Source organism: Sphingomonas sp., assembly GCF_965200105.1.
In the GTDB taxonomy this organism is placed as follows: domain Bacteria; phylum Pseudomonadota; class Alphaproteobacteria; order Sphingomonadales; family Sphingomonadaceae; genus Solisphingomonas.
Genome location: NZ_CBDATN010000001.1, coordinates 139,476 through 156,698 on the forward strand (window position 1 = coordinate 139,476; position 17,223 = coordinate 156,698).

At 67.1% G+C, this 17,223-nt stretch carries 19 protein-coding genes and 3 pseudogenes; 19 read left to right on the plus strand and 3 right to left on the minus strand.

What is annotated here, in order from left to right; all coding sequences use genetic code 11:
* Window positions 1-127: 127 nt before the first annotated feature.
* Together ACOFKX_RS00695 and ACOFKX_RS00700 are read right to left on the minus strand one after the other, a co-directional pair.
* Entirely contained in the window at window positions 128-796 is a 669-nt protein-coding gene (locus ACOFKX_RS00695; protein WP_419825177.1) for a response regulator transcription factor, read from the minus strand.
* A gap of 92 nt (window positions 797-888) precedes the next feature.
* Window positions 889-1,200, minus strand: coding sequence for a hypothetical protein (locus ACOFKX_RS00700; protein WP_419825178.1), 312 nt, complete (start codon window positions 1,198-1,200; stop codon window positions 889-891).
* A 91-nt stretch (window positions 1,201-1,291) separates the two neighbouring features.
* On the opposite strand from ACOFKX_RS00700, the gene ACOFKX_RS00705 reads away from it, so the two are divergent.
* The 6 genes and pseudogenes from ACOFKX_RS00705 to ACOFKX_RS00730 all read left to right on the plus strand — a co-directional run bounded on the left by ACOFKX_RS00705 (window position 1,292) and on the right by ACOFKX_RS00730 (window position 6,426).
* Window positions 1,292-3,070 (plus strand): ABC-F family ATP-binding cassette domain-containing protein, encoded by a 1,779-nt coding sequence (locus ACOFKX_RS00705; protein ID WP_419825179.1) that lies wholly within the window; start codon window positions 1,292-1,294, stop codon window positions 3,068-3,070.
* A 352-nt stretch (window positions 3,071-3,422) separates the two neighbouring features.
* Window positions 3,423-4,451: pseudogene (locus tag ACOFKX_RS00710) on the plus strand (IS110 family transposase).
* Window positions 4,452-4,514: 63 nt separating this feature from the next.
* Window positions 4,515-5,039, plus strand: a complete 525-nt coding sequence (locus ACOFKX_RS00715; RefSeq protein WP_419825180.1) for a hypothetical protein — start codon at window positions 4,515-4,517, stop codon at window positions 5,037-5,039.
* A complete protein-coding gene (locus tag ACOFKX_RS00720; RefSeq protein ID WP_419825181.1) occupies window positions 4,930-5,370 on the plus strand; it encodes a TonB-dependent receptor domain-containing protein in 441 nt (146 codons plus the stop codon). Before ACOFKX_RS00715 ends, ACOFKX_RS00720 begins: the two co-directional genes overlap by 110 nt.
* A gap of 44 nt (window positions 5,371-5,414) precedes the next feature.
* On the plus strand, window positions 5,415-5,672 hold the full coding sequence (locus ACOFKX_RS00725; protein WP_419825183.1) for a hypothetical protein: 258 nt from the start codon (window positions 5,415-5,417) through the stop codon (window positions 5,670-5,672).
* A 133-nt stretch (window positions 5,673-5,805) separates the two neighbouring features.
* Window positions 5,806-6,426 carry a PepSY-associated TM helix domain-containing protein gene (locus tag ACOFKX_RS00730; protein ID WP_419825184.1) on the plus strand — a complete coding sequence of 207 codons (621 nt, stop codon included), beginning with the start codon at window positions 5,806-5,808 and terminating at the stop codon, window positions 6,424-6,426.
* 234 nt (window positions 6,427-6,660) lie between these two features.
* On the opposite strand, the gene ACOFKX_RS00735 is transcribed toward ACOFKX_RS00730, so the two are convergent.
* Window positions 6,661-7,575 carry a LysR substrate-binding domain-containing protein gene (locus ACOFKX_RS00735; protein ID WP_419825185.1) on the minus strand — a complete coding sequence of 305 codons (915 nt, stop codon included), beginning with the start codon at window positions 7,573-7,575 and terminating at the stop codon, window positions 6,661-6,663.
* A gap of 100 nt (window positions 7,576-7,675) precedes the next feature.
* Between ACOFKX_RS00735 and ACOFKX_RS00740 the strand changes: the two genes are divergently transcribed.
* The 13 genes and pseudogenes from ACOFKX_RS00740 to ACOFKX_RS00800 all read left to right on the plus strand — a co-directional run bounded on the left by ACOFKX_RS00740 (window position 7,676) and on the right by ACOFKX_RS00800 (window position 17,098).
* Window positions 7,676-8,374: a pirin family protein gene (locus ACOFKX_RS00740; protein WP_419825186.1), complete on the plus strand. Its 699-nt coding sequence runs from the start codon at window positions 7,676-7,678 to the stop codon at window positions 8,372-8,374.
* A gap of 48 nt (window positions 8,375-8,422) precedes the next feature.
* A complete protein-coding gene (locus tag ACOFKX_RS00745) occupies window positions 8,423-9,250 on the plus strand; it encodes an alpha/beta fold hydrolase (RefSeq protein WP_419825187.1) in 828 nt (275 codons plus the stop codon).
* A 75-nt stretch (window positions 9,251-9,325) separates the two neighbouring features.
* Entirely contained in the window at window positions 9,326-9,916 is a 591-nt protein-coding gene (locus ACOFKX_RS00750) for an NADPH-dependent FMN reductase (RefSeq protein ID WP_419825188.1), read from the plus strand.
* Window positions 9,917-9,930: 14 nt separating this feature from the next.
* Window positions 9,931-10,521 carry a TMEM175 family protein gene (locus tag ACOFKX_RS00755; RefSeq protein WP_419825189.1) on the plus strand — a complete coding sequence of 197 codons (591 nt, stop codon included), beginning with the start codon at window positions 9,931-9,933 and terminating at the stop codon, window positions 10,519-10,521.
* Window positions 10,511-11,176 (plus strand): annotated as a pseudogene (locus ACOFKX_RS00760) (SDR family NAD(P)-dependent oxidoreductase); the annotation flags it as partial. The gene ACOFKX_RS00755 and the pseudogene ACOFKX_RS00760, both read left to right, overlap by 11 nt.
* A gap of 85 nt (window positions 11,177-11,261) precedes the next feature.
* Complete coding sequence (locus ACOFKX_RS00765; RefSeq protein WP_419825267.1) at window positions 11,262-11,369, plus strand: hypothetical protein; 108 nt, start codon at window positions 11,262-11,264, stop codon at window positions 11,367-11,369.
* A 556-nt stretch (window positions 11,370-11,925) separates the two neighbouring features.
* Entirely contained in the window at window positions 11,926-12,114 is a 189-nt protein-coding gene (locus ACOFKX_RS00770; RefSeq protein ID WP_419825190.1) for a UPF0149 family protein, read from the plus strand.
* Between the two features lie 151 nt (window positions 12,115-12,265).
* Window positions 12,266-12,355: an SEC-C metal-binding domain-containing protein gene (locus ACOFKX_RS00775; protein WP_419825268.1), complete on the plus strand. Its 90-nt coding sequence runs from the start codon at window positions 12,266-12,268 to the stop codon at window positions 12,353-12,355.
* A gap of 180 nt (window positions 12,356-12,535) precedes the next feature.
* Window positions 12,536-13,468, plus strand: a complete 933-nt coding sequence (locus ACOFKX_RS00780) for a glycosyltransferase family 2 protein (protein WP_419825191.1) — start codon at window positions 12,536-12,538, stop codon at window positions 13,466-13,468.
* Window positions 13,465-14,286, plus strand: coding sequence for a hypothetical protein (locus ACOFKX_RS00785; RefSeq protein WP_419825193.1), 822 nt, complete (start codon window positions 13,465-13,467; stop codon window positions 14,284-14,286). The genes ACOFKX_RS00780 and ACOFKX_RS00785 overlap by 4 nt, the downstream gene beginning before the upstream one ends.
* Before the next feature lie 185 nt (window positions 14,287-14,471).
* Window positions 14,472-15,164: an MFS transporter gene (locus ACOFKX_RS00790; protein WP_419825194.1), complete on the plus strand. Its 693-nt coding sequence runs from the start codon at window positions 14,472-14,474 to the stop codon at window positions 15,162-15,164.
* Between the two features lie 69 nt (window positions 15,165-15,233).
* Window positions 15,234-15,701 (plus strand): hypothetical protein, encoded by a 468-nt coding sequence (locus ACOFKX_RS00795; RefSeq protein WP_419825196.1) that lies wholly within the window; start codon window positions 15,234-15,236, stop codon window positions 15,699-15,701.
* A gap of 355 nt (window positions 15,702-16,056) precedes the next feature.
* A pseudogene (locus tag ACOFKX_RS00800) lies at window positions 16,057-17,098 on the plus strand (IS630 family transposase).
* The last annotated feature ends 125 nt before the right edge of the window (window positions 17,099-17,223 follow it).

Genomic DNA, 17,223 nt, shown 5'->3' on the forward strand with positions numbered 1-17,223 from the left:
ATTGAGCGAGCCCGTGCTCGGCCCGCGCATCGACCACTGCATTCCGCGCGGCCGCACGAAGGCGAGGATGCGCAGCACGTTCAGCACCGACACCCACCACGCCTCCTGCGCGCGGGCGGTGCCCCTTTCAGGCGACGGCGGGCTCGTCAAGGCTGTAGCCCAGGCCCCGGATCGTGGTAATGATGTCGGTGCCGAGCTTCTTCCTGATCCTCGTCACGAACACCTCGATCGTGTTCGAGTCGCGGTCGAAATCCTGATCGTAGATGTGCTCGATCAGCTCGGTGCGGCTCACCACCTTGCCCTTGTGGTGCATGAGGTAGGAGAGCAGCTTATACTCCTGCGCGGTGAGCTTCACCGGCTCGCCAGCGCGCGTGACCTTGCCCGACCGGGTATCAAGCCGCACGTCGCCGGCGGTAAGCTCGGAGGAGGCGTTGCCAGAGGCGCGGCGGATCAGCGCGCGCAGCCTCGCGATGAGCTCCTCGGTCTGGAACGGCTTGGCGAGATAGTCGTCGGCGCCGGCATCCAGCCCCGCCACCTTGTCCGACCAGCTATCCCGTGCGGTGAGCACGAGCACGGGCATGTCGCGGCCGTCCTTGCGCCAGCGATCGAGCACGGTCAGCCCGTCCACCTCAGGGAGGCCGAGATCGAGGATAATCGCGTCGTAGCTCTCGGTGAGCCCGAGATAGTGGCCATCCTCGCCATCGGTGGCGAGATCGACGGCATAGCCTGCGCCCTCCAGCGTGGCGCGGAGCTGACGTCCTAGGGTGGGCTCGTCCTCGACGACCAGTATGCGCATGTCCGTCCGTCTCCGTGGCCTCGCCGTCCCATGTGGCGCGGCGATCCTGAACGGGCAAGCAACGATCGGGTTGCGGCGCGACCAGCCGAGCCTCAGTGCCCCGACCGACCGACCTCGCGTCCGGTGCGACCGTCGACGTCGACCCAGCTCACCGATCCGTCGCGCAGGAACTTGAGCCGGTAATTGCCGGCGTTGGCGTCGTAGTCGGATCCCAGATAATCATAGCCCGGCATCCCCTGGCGCCATTGCTGCTGGATGTCGCGCAGCGGCCGGGCGCCCATCCGCATCGCTTCTCGCGCGCGATCCTGATCGGGCGGGCGACGCTGCGCGTCGGCCGGGATCGACCACAGGGCGGCGATCGCCAGCCATGACAGTACGCACCTCACGAACACGACCGCTGCCATGCGGCAAAGCCATTGAACAGGCCGTGAATGGGCGCCGATGCTGGTTCCGGCATGGTGTTGCGCCCCGGCACCGGCGTGGCTAGCGAGCGCCATGGCCGCACCCGTCCTCGCCTTCGAAGATCTCGGGCTCGTACAGGGCACCGGATGGCTGTTCCGCCACCTCGACCTGCGCGTCCAGCCGCGCGACCGGCTGGCGCTAATCGGCCGCAACGGTGCCGGCAAGACGACGCTGCTCAAGTTGCTCGCCGGCTTAATCGAGGCGGACGAGGGCCGTCGCACGATCGTGCCGGGGACGCGCGTGGTGCTGCTGGAGCAGGAGCCCGACCTTGCCGGGCACCAGACGCTCGGCGAATGGGCGCTGGCGGGCGCCGACGCGCCGGCGCGGCACGAGGTAGCTGCGATCGCCGACCAGATCGGGCTGGATCTCGCCCGCCCCTGCGCCACCGCCAGCGGCGGCGAGAGGCGGCGCGCCGCGATCGCGCGGGCGCTGGCGCAGGATCCGCAGGTGCTGCTGCTCGACGAGCCTACTAACCATCTCGATCTCGCCGCGATCGAGTGGCTGGAGGGGTGGCTTTCCCGCTTCGCCGGGGCCTTCGTCGTCATCAGCCACGATCGCGCCTTCCTCACGCGACTGACGCGCAGCACGCTGTGGCTGGATCGCGGCGGCATCCGGCGCGCGGAGGTCGGCTATGGCGGCTTCGAGGCCTGGACCGAGCAAGTCCATGCCGAGGAGGCGCGCAACGCCGAACGGCTCGACGCCAAGCTCAAGCTGGAGGAGCATTGGCTGCAGCGCGGCGTCACCGCGCGGCGGCGGCGCAACCAGGGCCGGCTCGCCAAGCTCGTCGAGATGCGCGCGACGCGGGCGGCGATGATCGGCGTGCAGGGCACCGCGAAGCTGGCGATCGGCACCGACGAGGTGCGCTCCAAGACCGTGATCGAGGCCAGGACCGTCGGCAAGAGCTACGGCGAGCGCGCCGTCATCCGCGACTTCACGCTGCGCATCCAGCGCGGCGACCGCATCGGCATCGTCGGCGCGAACGGCGCGGGCAAGACGACGCTGCTCCGCCTGCTCACCGGCGAGATCGCACCCGACGTCGGCGAGGTGAAGCTCGCCAAGACGCTCAACGGCATCGTCATCGACCAGCAGCGCCGCCTGCTGGAGAGCGGACGCACGGTGCGCGACGTGCTCGCCGGCGGCGGCGACTGGATCGACGTGCTCGGCGTCAAGAAGCATGTCGCGGGCTATCTGAAGGAGTTCCTGTTCGATCCCGCCATCGCGGAGGCGCACGTCGATGCGCTGTCGGGCGGCGAACGGTCGCGGCTGCTGCTCGCGCGCGAGTTCGCGCGTGCGTCCAACCTGCTGGTGCTCGACGAGCCGACCAACGACCTCGACCTGGAGACGCTGGACCTCCTCCAGGAGGTGATCGCCGACTATGACGGCACCGTCCTCATCGTCAGCCACGATCGCGACTTCCTGGATCGCACGGTGACGGTGACGCTGGGCCTCGACGGATCGGGCACCGTCGACATCGTCGCCGGCGGCTACGAGGACTGGGCGAGGCGACGGCGCGAGCGGTCCGAGACGAAGCGGCCGTCCGCCGCCAAGGCGGATGCGCCTGCACCGCCAAAGCCGCGCGCGAAGCTCACCTACAAGGACCAGCGCGACCTCGATCGCCTGCCGGCCGAGATCGAGCGGCTGGAGGGCGAGATCGCGCGCGGCGAGGCGACGCTCGCCGATCCGGACCTGTTCGCGCGCGATCCCAGGCGCTTCGACGCCACTATGGCCGCGATCGCCGCCGCCCGCGAGGCGAAGGACGCCGCCGAGACGCGCTGGCTGGAGCTTGCCGAGCTGGCCGAGGGGCTGGCCTAGGCGCGGAGCTGCCGGTCCGATATCCGGGAAGTGCCGGAAGGCGGACTCGCACGGTTCCCGCCCTCCCCCTGTAGAAAAAGCGACGGAACACCCGCGCGCGAAAGTGACGAAGTGAACGCGTATGACGACCTCGTCGGGGCACCGCGCGAGACCTGCTGAGGAAAGATTCGGGAGCGAGCCTAGAGCGTCCTTCCCAACTCGTATCTAACAATCGTAGGGCGGCAGCTTACGACCCGCAACCCGACGTTCGCGGTCCCGAAGGGGAAGCCCAACTTCAGCCATTATGGATGGCCCGCCCCTTTTCCTCGGCATCGGGTACGATGCCGGTGTCTGAAGAGGAAGGAGCGAACCGATGTCTATTGCGATCCTTGGCGTCGAACTGGGCAAGAACTCGTGCAGCATTGTAGGGGTGGATGCGACCGGTGCGGTTGTCACGCGCCGGTCGATGCGCAGGCAGACACTTATCAATTACGTATTGAAGCTTCCGGCCTGCATTGTCGCTATGGAGGCTTGCTATGGTGCTCATCATCTCGGCCGCTTGTTCGTAGCTCGAGGGCACGAGGTCCGGCTTATGTCGCCGGAGTACGTGCGTCCCTACGTGAAGGCACAAAAGAACGACGACCGTGACGCCGAAGAGATCGCCGAGGCCGCCTCGCGGCCGACGATGCGCTTCGTCGACCTCAAGAGCGAGGAGCAATTGGACATACAGACCCTGCACCGGCTGCGGTCGCGCCTGGTCGCGGAACGCACGAACCTGATCAACCAGCTGCGCGCATCCTACTGGAGCGCGGCGTGATCTTCCCCGCCGGACGGCGCAAGTTCGAGCTGGGGCTAGACGAGTTGCTTGCCGAGCACGGCGGGACGGTATCCCCCCGTATCCGCCAACTGGCCGCCGACCTGCGCGACGAATGGCGGACGCTGGACACCAGGATCGAGGCACTCAACGGCGAGTTCGTCGACCTAGTGCGCTGCGATGATGCAGCCCGACGACTGACGTCGATCCCCGGCGTGGGTGTGTTGAACGCCTCCGCCTTGGTCGCGGCAGTCGGCAACGCCAGTGGCTTCGACAAGGCGCGGGATTTTGGTGCCTGGCTCGGCCTCATTCCCCGGCAGCACACGACCGGTGGTAAACCCCGCCTGCTCGGCATCTCCAAGCGCGGTAATACTTACCTGCGGACCCTGCTCATTCATGGTGCGCGAGCAGCTGCCGTCGCTCTCGGAAGCCGATACGCCGTTGGGAAGATGGTTGAAGGCGATGCTCGGGCGAGGCGTTCACCGCAACGCGGTTGTCGTAGCGCTGGCCAACAAGCTGGCGCGGATCGCCTGGGCAACCTTACGCAACGGCACCACCTTCGAGCGCAGCTACCCCGCCGCGGCGTGATCAAATCGGCAACGCGCTGAGCGGCGTGTAGCCCACGGTGTTTGCAGCGGTACGCTGCTCGCGATGGACGCGGTGAGCTTCGTCGGGCTGTTCTACAACTTCCTCGACAGCCAGAGCTACCTGTTCAACAAGACCCCGGACGGCCGTAACGGGCTCGGCGCGACGATCCAGACGGTGCTCGGCAACCAGCGCAACCTGGGGGTGCGCGCCCGCGAGGAGCTGAGCCTGACGCCTATCCTCCAGCTCGTCGCCGGCTTCGGAGCGGAGCGGTCGATCATCGAGGTACGCCAGACCAATTACACCTACCCGGTGGGCGCGAGCCCGACGCTGACGCTGATCCCGGCGCTGCGTCGCTTCAACAACGTCGCGCCCGAAGCCTCGCTGGTGTGGCAGGCCGACCCGACCGTGCGCCTCCATGCCCGGGTCTGCACCGCCTACGGCGTCCCGCACCGGCCAGCTTTTTGTGACGCCGGCGAGGGTGCCGGGGAACGACGCGGACCTGAAGACGCAGAAGAACACCGGCGTCGAGATTGGGGCCGAGCTGGCGATCGGCCGGACGCTCACAGCCGAGCTGACCGGCTACTATGACCGGTTCCGCAACGAGCAGGTTACGCAATCGGCCGGCATCGGCCTTCTGTCGTCCGCCACCAACGTTCCCAGCTCGGTCCACCGCGGAGTCGAGCTGGCGGCTGAGTGGCGGCCCGACCTGCTCACCGGCGGCTATCTCCAGGTGAACTACAGCTATAACGACCAGCATTATACCCGCTACGTCGAGCGGCTGACCTCGGGCGCGGTGTCGGCCGCCTTCGACCGCAACGGCAACCACATTCTCAGCGTGATCCCACCTTCGTCAACGCCCGGGCGGGCTACGGCCGGCGGTCGGGGCCGCTCGCGGGCCTCGGCGGCTTTGCCGAGCTAACCTACCGGCAACATTACTGGATCGACAACGCCAACCTGCTGCGGGTGCCCGGCTACGGGCAGGTCAATCTCAATGTCCCCTATGACCCGCTGGCAGGCTTCGGTTGGTGGTCCCGACTATCCTTCGTCGCCTCCGTCGAGAACCTGACCAACAGGACCTGTATCGGCTCGGCCTCGATCATCGCGGACAGCCTGGCGGCCAACGGCTCGCTCAACCCGGCCTTGGCGCTGCGGAACGTAACCGGCTTGCTCTACGCCGGGCAGCCCCGCACCGTCATCGTCGGCATCAAGGGATGTTTCTGATGGAACGCGCAATAGGAAGCTTCGCCCGCCGGGCCGCCGACACCTACGCGGCCGTGTGGCGCTGACACTTCTATGCCGGGCTGTTCTGCACTCCGTTCGTGATCTGGTTGGCGCTCACCGGCACTATCTATCTGTGGCGGCCGCAGATCGAGCCTGGCTCGACCGACCCTTTGACCATTTAGCGACCAGCGGCCCGGTCGCCTCTCCCGATGCCCAGGTCGCAGCCGCGTTCCGGGCGGTGCCGGGCGGGACGCTGCACAAGTACGTCATGCCGGAGGGACCTGAAGCCGCGGTTCGCATCCTCGTCGCCGCGGCCGGCGAGGACCGCCGCGTCTATGTCGACCCGCACTCGCTGGACGTCCTCAAGGTCGTGGCGGAGGAGAAGCGGTCGATGCGGCTGATCTTTCACCTCCACGGCGAGTTGCTCGCCGGGGCGGTGGGCAGCTACCTGGTGGAGATCGCCGCCTGCTGGGCGATCGCGATGCTGCTCGCCGGCCTGCTCTATCCGGGGTTCCGGCTCCGGGGACGGGCGTTGTGGCGCCACCTGCACGCTAGCGCCGGCATCTGGGTGTCGGTGTTCGCGCTGGGGTTGATCCTTACCGGCCTGCTCTGGGCGAAGGGCTGGGGCAGCTACCTGACCGAGGTGCGCCAGCTTACGGGCACGTCGCATGCGCCGGTCGACTGGACTATAGGTGGGAAGACACCGAAGGTTAACGCCATGCTCGGCGATCATGCCGGCATGGCGGGATGGTGATGCCGTCCCCGCCGATCCGCGCTGGTGAGCTCGCGCGCGTGATCGCCACCGTGCCCGCTCGGCGTGGCTGCGCTGGTGCTTATCTCGCCGCCCATGCGGACAGGCGCGCCCTGGTCTGTGGCGTCGGACGCCGCCGACCGGCCGCTTCGGAGCGATTTTAAAGTCGATGGCGCGGGTGGCAGGATGCTCAGCCGCACCGACTTCGTCTGTTCATGTGCATCAAACGGCATCGCGTCAGCCGCAGCCCCACGGCGCACTCGCCAACTCGCGCGCGAGGTGATCGACGAGGACCTGAACCCGGAGCGGTCGCAGCGGGCTTGGGGGCATGACGAGGTGAAGCCCCAACGGCGTCACCGTCCATTCCGGCATCGCGACCGCCAGCTTACGGTCGCGCAGTTCACGCCAGACCAGGAACTCGGGTTGGATCGCAAGCCCCTGTCCCGCCACGAGCGCCGGGTTCAGCAGATCGGCATTGTCGGTCCACACGCGCACCAGCGGCTCGATCGTCTCGTCGCCGAACGTCGGATGCGTGAAGCGCCACATCCTGGATGCACCGCCGGTATAGGCCAGTGCGCAATGACGGCTCAGCTCGGCCGGATGCGTGGGCATCCCATGGCGGTCGAGATACTCGGGAGAACCCACCAGCAGCAGCCGGACCGTGCAGAGCCGGCGCGACAGCAGCGAGGAGTCATTCAGGCTCGCGATCCTAAGCGCCAGGTCGAACCCCTCCGCCACCAGATCGACCTTGCGGTCGCTGAGCGCGAAATCGACGACGATCTCGGGATAAGCCTTGAGAAAGGCCGGCAGCGTCGCGCCGAGATAGGCGATCCCGAACGATAGTGGTGCGCTGATCCGCACGCGGCCGCGGGGCACCTTGGATTGCTCGCCAGCCTCGTCCTCGACCGCCTCGCCCTCGCTCAGGATACGCGAAGCCCGCTCCAGCGCGGCTCGCCCGGCGTCGGTCAGCGCGATGCGCCGCGACGTGCGCGCGATCAGCGTCAGGCCGAGGCGCGCCTCCAGTCGCGCGATCGCCTTCGAGACGGTGGGATCGGACATGCCCATGTCGCGGGCGGCGCGCGAAAAGGAGGCATACTCGGCGACCTTGGCGAAGATCGCCCAGGCTTCGAGGTCGGGAAGACGTTTCACCATTTCCGGCAAGGATGAGATGCCAAGCTTGCCGTTTCGTCAAGCCCGATCGTGACGCACATTCATGTCATCGGAGCAGCAAGGCTCCCCAGGAGACCGAACCATGATCGACCGTCGTCCCCTCAGCAGCCTCGGTGGCGCTAACCACGGATGGCTCGATGCCAAGCATCACTTCTCATTCGCGAGCTACTACGATCCGGCTCGGATGGGCTGGGGCGGCATCCGCGTCTGGAACGACGACACGATCGCCCCTGGCACCGGCTTCCCCCCGCATCCGCACAACGACATGGAGATCGTCACCTACGTCCGCGAGGGTGCCATCACGCATCAGGACAGCCTGGGCAATATCGGTCGCACCGAAGCCGGCGACGTGCAGGTGATGAGCGCGGGATCGGGCGTCCGCCACTCGGAGTACAACAAGGAGCCGGGCACCACCCGCATCTTCCAGATCTGGATCGAGCCCAAGACGCGCGGTGAGGCGCCGTCATGGGGTGCCAAGCCCTTTCCCAAGGGAGAGCGCTCAGGGCAGTTCGTGACGCTAGCGAGCGGCTTTGCCAACGATGACGACGCGCTGCCGATCCGCACCGACGCCCGCATCGTCGCCGCCACGCTGAAGGCTGGCGAGACAGCCGAGTACCCGCTCGGCGCTGATCGTCACGGCTACCTTGTGCCGGCGATCGGCACGGTCGAGGTCAACGGTACCCGCCTGGAGGCCCGCGACGGCGCCGCCATCGCCGACGAGGCGGTGCTGCGCGTCACCGCGATCGAGGATGCCGAGATCGTCCTCGTCGACGCCGCCTGATCCACCCTTTCGTACCGCGTACACCTCCTAGCTCCAAGGAGACCTGCCATGCCGTTCATCACCACCGCCGACTCGACCGAGATCTTCTACAAGGACTGGGGCAGCAAGGACGCGCCCGTCGTCATGTTCCATCACGGCTGGCCGCTCAGCTCGGACGACTGGGACGCGCAGATGATGTTCTTCGTTCAGAAGGGCTACCGCGTCGTCGCGCATGATCGCCGCGGCCATGGGCGCTCCACGCAGTCGGCCGGCGGCCATGACATGGACACCTACGTCGCCGACGTGATCGCGCTGACCGACGCGCTCGACCTTAAGGATGTGGTCCACGTCGGCCACTCGACCGGCGGTGGCGAGGTCGCCCGCTATGTCGCCCGCGCCAAGCCCGGCCGAGTCAAGAAGGCGGTACTGGTGAGCGCGGTCGCGCCGATCATGGTCAAGACTGCCACCAATCCGGACGGCGTGCCGATGGACGTGTTCGACATGGTGCGCGAGCAGACCGCCACCAACCGCTCGCAATTCTTCTACGACTTCACCCTCCCCTTCTTCGGCTACAACCGCGAGGGGGCCGAGGTGAAGGAAGCAGTGCGCCTCAACTGGTGGCGGCAGGGCATGACGGGTAGCGCGCTCGCCCACACGCTCGGCATCAAGGCCTTCTCCGAAACCGACTTCACCGACGATCTGAAGGCAATCGACGTGCCGACGCTGGTGCTGCACGGCGAGGACGATCAGGTCGTGCCGTTCGCCACCACCGGCAAGATTTCTGCCGAGATCGTGAAGGGCGCCAGGCTCATCTCCTATCCCGGCTTCCCCCATGGCATGCCGGTCACCAACGCCGAGCGGATCAACGCCGACCTGCTGGCCTTCATCGAAGACTGACCCACGACGAAGCGCGGGGCGGTTGCCCGCCCCGTGCTTTCGCATGACACTCAGGCATCACAGGGAGGTGTCGCGATGGGCGACCGGGTTCTGATCTTCTACGGCTCCTACCGCTCCGACCGGCAGGGCATCCGCCTTGCCGAGTGGCTGGTCCGCGCCTTCGCCGAGCGTGGCGCGTCGGCCGAGCTGATCGACGCCAAGGTGCTCGATCTTTCCATGCTCGATCGCATGTACAAGGAGCATCCCAAGGGCGAGGCGCCGCCCGCGATGGAGGCGCTCGCGGAGAAGATCAGGACGGCCGACGCCTTCGTGTTCGTGACGGGCGAATATAATTGGGGCGTGCAGCCCGGCCTCAAGAACCTCACCGACCACTACCTCGAGGAGTGGTACTGGCGACCCGCAGCGATCGTCAGCTACTCGGCCGGTCGCTTCGCCGGCGCGCGCGCCGGGCTCGCCTGGCACGGCATCCTGTCCGAGATGGGCATGGTGGTGGTGTCGAGCACGATCGCGGTGGGTGCGATCGGCCACGCCTTCGATGCGACCGGAGAGCCGGCAGGCGACGGCGGCGCCGCCCTCATCGGCGCCTTCCCGCGCTTTGCCGACGATCTCGCTTGGTGGACGGAAGCTGCCTGCGCGCAGCGCGAGCGCCGCGCCCCGCCCTACTGATACGGAGACAACCCATGCTCCCCCACATCGGCTCCGAACGACTGATCGCGCTCACCGACGGCGTGGTCGCGGTCATCATCACGATCATGGTGCTGGAACTGAAGCCGCCTCACGGGGCTGACCTGACCAGCCTGCGCGAGCTCGGCCCGACCTTCCTCAGCTTCGCGCTGAGCTTCGTCTACGTCGCCATCTACTGGAACAACCATCATCACTTCTTCCGGCTTGTGCCACATGTCGGCGGCGCGATCATGTGGGCGAACCTCAACCTGCTATTCTGGCTGTCGCTGATCCCGTTCGCCACCGCCTGGATGGACGAGCATGGCGGCGCGGCCGTGCCGGTTGCGGCCTACGGCGCGGTGCTGCTGCTGTGCGCGGTGAGCTGGCGGATCATGCAGGCGGCGATCGTCCGCACTCAAGGGACCAGCTCCCCGCTTCGCGCGGCGATCCGTCGCGATGTAAAGGGCAACGCCTCGGTCGTGATCTACGCCGCGGCGATCGCGCTGGCGTTCGTCGCGCCTATCCTGGCCTATATCTGCTATGCTGCCGTTGCCGCATGGTGGTTGATCCCGGATCGCAGGGTCGAGGCGGCTCTCCATGGGGATTGAAAGCGCTCAAGATCCAGAAAACGACATTCTAAAGATACTCAGTCGCTCGCCGAAAGCGTCCGCCCATTCAGCGCGAACCGACATCCGAATTGTCCAATACGATCTTATAAGACTTTCACCATCGCTCCTGGCGCTCTGCCTTACAGCCGAGCCAGCAAGGGAGCTGAGCCACGTTCGAGGATGCCTTCGCGATCGTCACGGAGTGGGGAGTCGGGGATCGGCGCGGCGGGCGGAGCTGACAAGGTCGCCTTCGTCCGGGCCGACGAAGGCGACGAAGCGGGTGGACGCGCTGTTCGCGCACGCCGAGGCGACGTTCGGGACCGTGACGCTGCTGGTCAACTCGGCTTGGCTCAACATGACGGGCGTCAACCCCGTCGACCTGGAGCTGGCGCAGTTCGAGCGCGTCGTCCGCTCGGACCTGACTGATCTTTTCCTCACCTATCGCCGGATGGTTCGCGCGCTCGAAGGCAAGGGGATGAAGGCCCGCATCGTCAACATTTCCTCGATCCACGAGCGCGCTCCACGGCCGGGTGGCGTGGACTACGACTCCGCCAAGGGCGGTCTCTCCCAGCTGACCGCCACGCTGGCGCTCGAACTCGCGCCCAAGGGCATCGCGGTGAACGGCGTCGCGCCCGGCATGATCCTAACGCCCATGAACCAGTCCGCGCTCGACAACCCGGCCGAGCTCAAGACCAGGGAGGCGGCGATCCCCCTAGGGCCGCGCCGGCAGGCCCGAGGAGGTGGCGGCGCTGGTCGACTTCCTGCTCTCGCCGGCGGCGGACTACATCACCGGCACGACGGTGACGATCGACGGCGCGCTGTCGCTCACCGTCGCGCAGGGCGCCTAACGATGGCGACGTACGCGGTCGAGCAGATCGACGTCGTGACGATAAGCGACGGCTCGCCGCTCGCCGGCATGGACCTGATGAGCCCCTTCGTTTGGAAGGAGGGCGACACCTGGCGCATCATGATCCGCGGCGTGCCCGATCCGCTCGGGCCCGCCGATCCCACCGGCGTCATCGCCACCGGCACGAGCCGAGACGGGCTCGTCTTCGCGATCGATCCCGAGCTCGCGATCACGCCGGACAGCTTCGCCACCGCCGACGATGCCGGCGGCCGCGAGGACCCGACCGTCCTGGTAACTGGCGACGGCGAGTATCTCGTCTTCTACACCGGCGTCGATGCGGCGCGCAGCCAAGGCTGCATGTTGCTCGCCAAGGGCCGGCAGCTCACCGATCTTGCCGCAAACCGCGTGATCCTGAAGGCGCCGCCGGGCGAGGGCAACATCAAGGAGGCAACGCTTGCGCAGGCCGCGGCGGGCGACTGACGGCCGTTCTACGAGTATACCACAGGCGGCGCCTCGCGGATCGGCGTGGCTCCGGCCCTTCGCCCGAGAGGCCGTGGATGGTGCTCGACGATCCGTTCACCGTCCTCGACGACGCACTCGCGGACCTTCCACTCGACAAGCCGATGCTGCTCACAGAATTGGACGGCTTCCTCACCCGCCTGCTCGTCAGCCCGGAGCTCATCATGCCGGGCGAGTGGCTGCGACCGTCTGGGGTTCCGAGGACACGGCCACGCGTCTCTCGATGATCCCGCTGACGTCCAGTGATTCGCCGATGCCGTTATGGCTCGTTACAACCGGCTCTCGCTGCTGAGCGCTGCACGATCATGCGCCTACTGCTATCTCAACCAGCGTCTCACGGCTTCATGCTTGACGATCGCGTCATGGCAAACATCCTCGATGGTCCCGAGCGCACGATCGCCGAAGGTCGGCAGGAATGAACCTTGCTCCTGCGGCTCAGGAGAAAAGTTTAAACGCTGCTGCTGTTAGCGCGTACTGCCCGGTGGCTCCGTTGCGGGCGCCGACCCATCTTGCGGCCGTTCAGCAGGCCCGATCCCTGGCCTGGAACCAGCCCCTCATCCAGGTTTCGCGTTCCCGCTTGACGCTAAAGCTAGCAAACAACAGTTATCGTCATGCCTGAGGAGCAGCACTCGTGAGATCGTCTACATCATGAGAAAGGTGCTGGTCGCGACGATGTGCAACGAGGGCCCTTACATTCTCGAGTGGGTCGCCTATCATCGGCTGATCGGCTTCGGCGAGATCGTGGTGTGCACCAACGATTGCGCCGACGGTTCGCCGGAGCTTCTCGACGTCCTCACCGAACTTGGATTGCTCCGTCACCTTCGCTGTCAAAGTCAGGCGGACGGTAAGGCGCAGCTGTATGCCTACAAGCAGGCGGAGGCGCTGCTATCGAGTGATTGGCCGGGTGTCCTGATGGTGCTCGACGCCGACGAGTTCCTCAACATCCATGTCGGCGACGGCGGCGTCGCCGACCTGCTCGCCGCGGTGCCGGAAGCGACCGCTTTCCTCATCAACTGGCGCATTTTCGGCTCATCCGGACACAAGCGTTGGTCGCCCGAGCCGGTCCTGCGGCGCTTCACCTGCGCTGCCGAGCGGCAGAACGGCGTCAACTGGTCGTACAAGACACTGTTCCGGCTGCCGGACGCCTATCACTGCCCGTTGCTGCCGCACGGTCCCGGCTATGCCCGCGTTGAGCGGGCCGATCAGCTACAACCCGTCGACGGTGGCGGCAGGCCGCTACCTGAGCGCTATGTGCGGTCCGAGGGGTTTCTGCAAAGCGAGCCGGGTCAGGTAACGTGGGCGCTGGCGCAGGTGAACCACTACAACACCCGCTCTTGGGAGGACTACCTGGTCAAGCACCGGCGCGGTGGCGGACTGGGTCTCGACCGTTGGGACCGCTCCGGCAGTTGGGCCAACTTCGATCGCAATGAAGAGGAGGACGTCAGCATTCAGCGCCACCTCCCCGCGCTGGAGGCGGCGCTCGACGAGATGCTCACCGACGAGGCGATCCGCGCGGCGCACGACCGCTGCTGTGCTCTTTACGGAAAGCACGTCGCCGGGGTCGGTGCCATGTCCTCATGAAGGAGCCCTTCTTCTTTGGCATTCCACTGATCGCGCGTGCCGTGGCCGGCGACTGGCCGATCGTGGAGCATCTGCTCGGCCTCACCCTTCGCTCCGTCTTGGCGCAGAGTGACAGCGACGTGCGTGTCCTGCTCGCCGCTCACGACGTGCCCGAAGTGTGGCTGGCAGTAATCGGTGACCCCCGTTTCACTTTCCTGCCGGCGGATTGGGTTCCGGAGCCGCCCACGGGTGCGAACGACGACGGCGGGCGCAAGAAGTGGCTGATCAAGCAACAGGTCCGGGACGAGGGCGGCGGCCTGTTGATGTACCTGGACGCCGACAATTGGGTCGCCAGCGATCTGGTGCGCTGCGCCCGCGCAGCGATCGGCCCCGAGACTTTCGGCGCCGTCATCTCCGCAGGACATGCGATCGACTACCAGAGTGGCCGCACCCTGCCGTTCCCGATCGGCGGCGGCTTCGATGAGCAGTTTCATCAGCTGTGTGGATCGAGCACGGTCGCGCGTGTCATGCCGGAGGCGGAAGACTTGATCCGTTCGGACCCACATGCCGCGCTCGGCTCGCATCACGAATGGCTGCAAGCCGCTGCCCGACACGGGGTTGCGTTGGCCCTGCTCGACACAGTCGACGCCTATCTGATCGGCACCGGCACGAACCACTCGGAACGCGAAAGCCCTGTCGCGTGGTGGCGTCGGAAGATCACGGACGAGGTTCGCCGGCGCGGCCAGCCCTTGACGGCGTCGCTGGTTCGACGCTTCGGCCTGGACGCTGATATGCTGAGTGTCACCGCAGGCGGCCGCGCGACGTTGCTTCGAGAGTGACTCGCTACTCGATCTATAAATCGACGCTCAGCCGCGCCTGAGCACTTCCAGGAAGCGGACGCTCGTACATTTTGCTTTGTGGTGAGGATAAGCGCCGAGCGGAAGCATTATTAACGTACGGCGGTGCGGTCGCTTGAACACGAAGGTGGGCGCTCACGCTGTGGTCGAGCCGCCATCAGGCGTCCGTGAACACCTGGCTGGGGCTGGGCGGCGGCGTGGTCCTGCTCGTGGCGTTCGTGCTGCACGAGCGGCGGCTCGAGGGCCGGGCGATGATGCCGCTTGCGCTTTTCGCCTCGCGATCGTTCGTCGGGCTAACGCTGCTCACCTTCCTGCTGTACGGCGCGCTCGGTGGCCTGCTCGTGCTGCTGCCTTACCTGCTGATCGTAGGCGGCGGGTACAGCCCGGCGCAGGCGGGTTTTGCGCTGCTACCCTTCTCGATCGTGATCGGCACGGCCTCGCGGCTGACCGGCCGGTTGACCGCGCTCGTCGGCGCGCGCTGGCCGCTGACACTGGGGCCGATCATCACCGGGCTCGGCTTCGCGCTGCTGACGCGGGCGGACCCGCAGGCGGGCTACTGGACCGGCGTGCTGCCGGGGATCGCGGTGATCGCGCTGGGCATGGCGGGCGCGGTGGCGCCGCTCACCACTACCGTGCTGTCGTCGGTTGACGACCGCCACACCGGCACTGCCTCGGGCTTCAACAGCGCGATCGCTCGAACCGGTGGCCTCGTCGCCACCGCGCTGGCGAGCGCGGTCATGGTCGAGCATGGGACCGAGCTCGCCGGCGCCTTCCACGCCGCCGCCCTGCTGGCAGCCTGTCTGGCGGTGGCGGCGGGGCTAACGGCGTTCGCGACGCTGCCGCGGCGGGACGGCGGCTAGGATCAGGCCGCCGCCGGGCCCGAATCCACCGACTACCTGCGTCGCCGGAGATCGCGCATAGTGTCCGTCATGGTGGATCGTCTGATCGGCGCGGCCGGCGCCCTCGTCATCGCCGTGGTAGCGGCCGACATCTTCCGCTCGCTGCTCGTGCCGCGCGCCAACACGCGGTTGCTCCGAGTCGGGCCGGTGCTGGGCAGCGCGCTGTTCGCCGGTTGGCAGGCGATGGCCGGCCGCATCCGCGGGCATCATCTCCGCCAGACAGTCCGCGCCAGCCTCGCGCCGCTGATCCTGGTGCTCACGCTCGTGGTTTGGGCGGCGCTGCTCATCCTCGGGTTTGGGATGCTGTTCTGGGCCGACCGCACGAGCTTCCGCCCCAGCCTCGCGACATTCGGCGATGCGGCTTACGCGGCGGGCTCTGCCTTCTCGACGCTCGGGATCGTCGGCACGGTGTCGGGCGACCTCACCCGCCTCGCAGTGCTGACCTGCTCGGTCGCAGGGCCGCCGAAATCGGCGGCTCCCCAGCCGGCCGACGCATAGTCATCGAGGACCGGCACCTGCTGCAGCGTCGGCTTCTCCCAGTCCCGTGGACCGCCCAGTAGCGACTCCTTCACGCCGAATACGAGGCGAGCAGCCGCCGGTCTTCTTCGCGCAGATGCTTGGGCGAGCCAAGCTTGATTACTGCTGAATGTAGGCCTCGCTACGGCCCAGCAGGCGCGACAGCGCCGCAAGGTCCTCACGGTGCTCGTCAATGAGCCGCTGGAGCGTCACACGAGGGGTCGATTTGCGCGAGCATCATAGGATCGTACCAAGTCTCTTGAGGTGCTGACTCACAGCGGAGATTCCTAAGCCGCGGCCGGTATGGTTCAAGATCGCGGGCTGAGGGAGGTTCGCGGTGGCGGCGGCGGTGCAGTTGCGGTCGGACTATGACGGGGCGGCGTTGCGCAAGCTGGCTCGGACGAGCCGCGATGCGAAGCAGGTACGGGCTGCTGGCGCTTGCGGCGATCTACGAGCGCGAGAGCCGCAGCGAGGCGGCGCGGGTCGGCGGTGTCACGCTTCAGATCGTGCGGGACTGGGTGGTGCGGTTCAACGCCGAGGGTCCGTCCGGGCTCATCGACCGCAAGCCGCCGGGCTGCCGCCCGATGCTCAGCGCCGACCAGCGCCGTGCCTTGGCGGAGATGGTCGAGGCAGGTCCGATCCCGGCGGTGCATGGCGTGGTGCGCTGGCGCCTGATCGACCTGGCACAGTGGGTGTGGGATGAGTTCGCGCTGTCGATCAGCAAGCAGACGCTGAGCCGCGAGCTGCGCGCGCTCGGCTACCGCAAGCTGTCGGCACGGCCGCGCCACCAAGCTCAGGATGCAGACATCATCCCCGTTTTTTAAAAGACTTCCCAGCCAAGCTGGCGGCGATCCGCGCGCGGCTGCCCTACGGCACGGCCGTAGAGCTGTGGTGGCAGGACGAGGCACGCGTCGGCCAGAAGAACGGCATCGCGCGGCGATGGGCGAGACGCGGCACGCGGCCGGCGGCGGCGTAAGATCAGCGCACCGCGTCCGCCTACATCTACGGTGCGATCTACCCCGCCGAGGGCAAGGGGGCGGCACTCGTCCTGCCCCGCTGCAACACTGAGGGCATGACGCTCCACCTCGCCGAGATCTCTACAGCGGTGGCCTCCGGCGCTCACGCCGTGCTGCTGCTTGACCAGGCCGGCTGGCATGGCGCGCGCAACCTCGTCGTGCCCGACAACATCGCCCTCATGCCGCTGCCGCCGCGCTCGCCCGAGCTCAACCCCGTCGAGAACGTCTGGCAGTTCATGCGCGACAACTGGCTCTCAAACCGTGTTCGGCTCCTACGCCGACATCCTCGACCATTGCTGCCATGCCTGGAACAAGTTGATCGACCAGCCCTGGCGCACCATGGCCCTCGGCCTGCGCCGCTGAGCTCATGCGTCATGACCTCAGAGACTTGGTATTAGGAAACCTGTGCGCGGGTGGGTGTAGATGGCGGTCAGCGAAGCTGGTTCTATGGCGTCTCTGATGGTGGAGGCGCAGATATCTCGTCGGAC

Coding starts and splice junctions, on each gene's coding strand:
- ACOFKX_RS00775 (WP_419825268.1), top strand. CDS start 12,266: ATGGTCCCGAGCGCACGATCGCCGAAGGTCGGCAGGAATGAACCTTGC.
- ACOFKX_RS00750 (WP_419825188.1), top strand. CDS start 9,326: ATGGGCGACCGGGTTCTGATCTTCTACGGCTCCTACCGCTCCGACCGG.
- ACOFKX_RS00795 (WP_419825196.1), top strand. CDS start 15,234: ATGGTGGATCGTCTGATCGGCGCGGCCGGCGCCCTCGTCATCGCCGTG.
- ACOFKX_RS00745 (WP_419825187.1), top strand. CDS start 8,423: ATGCCGTTCATCACCACCGCCGACTCGACCGAGATCTTCTACAAGGAC.
- ACOFKX_RS00700 (WP_419825178.1), bottom strand. CDS start 1,200: ATGGCAGCGGTCGTGTTCGTGAGGTGCGTACTGTCATGGCTGGCGATC.
- ACOFKX_RS00715 (WP_419825180.1), top strand. CDS start 4,515: ATGGACGCGGTGAGCTTCGTCGGGCTGTTCTACAACTTCCTCGACAGC.
- ACOFKX_RS00695 (WP_419825177.1), bottom strand. CDS start 796: ATGCGCATACTGGTCGTCGAGGACGAGCCCACCCTAGGACGTCAGCTC.
- ACOFKX_RS00785 (WP_419825193.1), top strand. CDS start 13,465: ATGAAGGAGCCCTTCTTCTTTGGCATTCCACTGATCGCGCGTGCCGTG.
- ACOFKX_RS00705 (WP_419825179.1), top strand. CDS start 1,292: ATGGCCGCACCCGTCCTCGCCTTCGAAGATCTCGGGCTCGTACAGGGC.
- ACOFKX_RS00740 (WP_419825186.1), top strand. CDS start 7,676: ATGATCGACCGTCGTCCCCTCAGCAGCCTCGGTGGCGCTAACCACGGA.
- ACOFKX_RS00755 (WP_419825189.1), top strand. CDS start 9,931: ATGCTCCCCCACATCGGCTCCGAACGACTGATCGCGCTCACCGACGGC.
- ACOFKX_RS00735 (WP_419825185.1), bottom strand. CDS start 7,575: ATGGTGAAACGTCTTCCCGACCTCGAAGCCTGGGCGATCTTCGCCAAG.
- ACOFKX_RS00770 (WP_419825190.1), top strand. CDS start 11,926: ATGGTGCTCGACGATCCGTTCACCGTCCTCGACGACGCACTCGCGGAC.
- ACOFKX_RS00780 (WP_419825191.1), top strand. CDS start 12,536: ATGAGAAAGGTGCTGGTCGCGACGATGTGCAACGAGGGCCCTTACATT.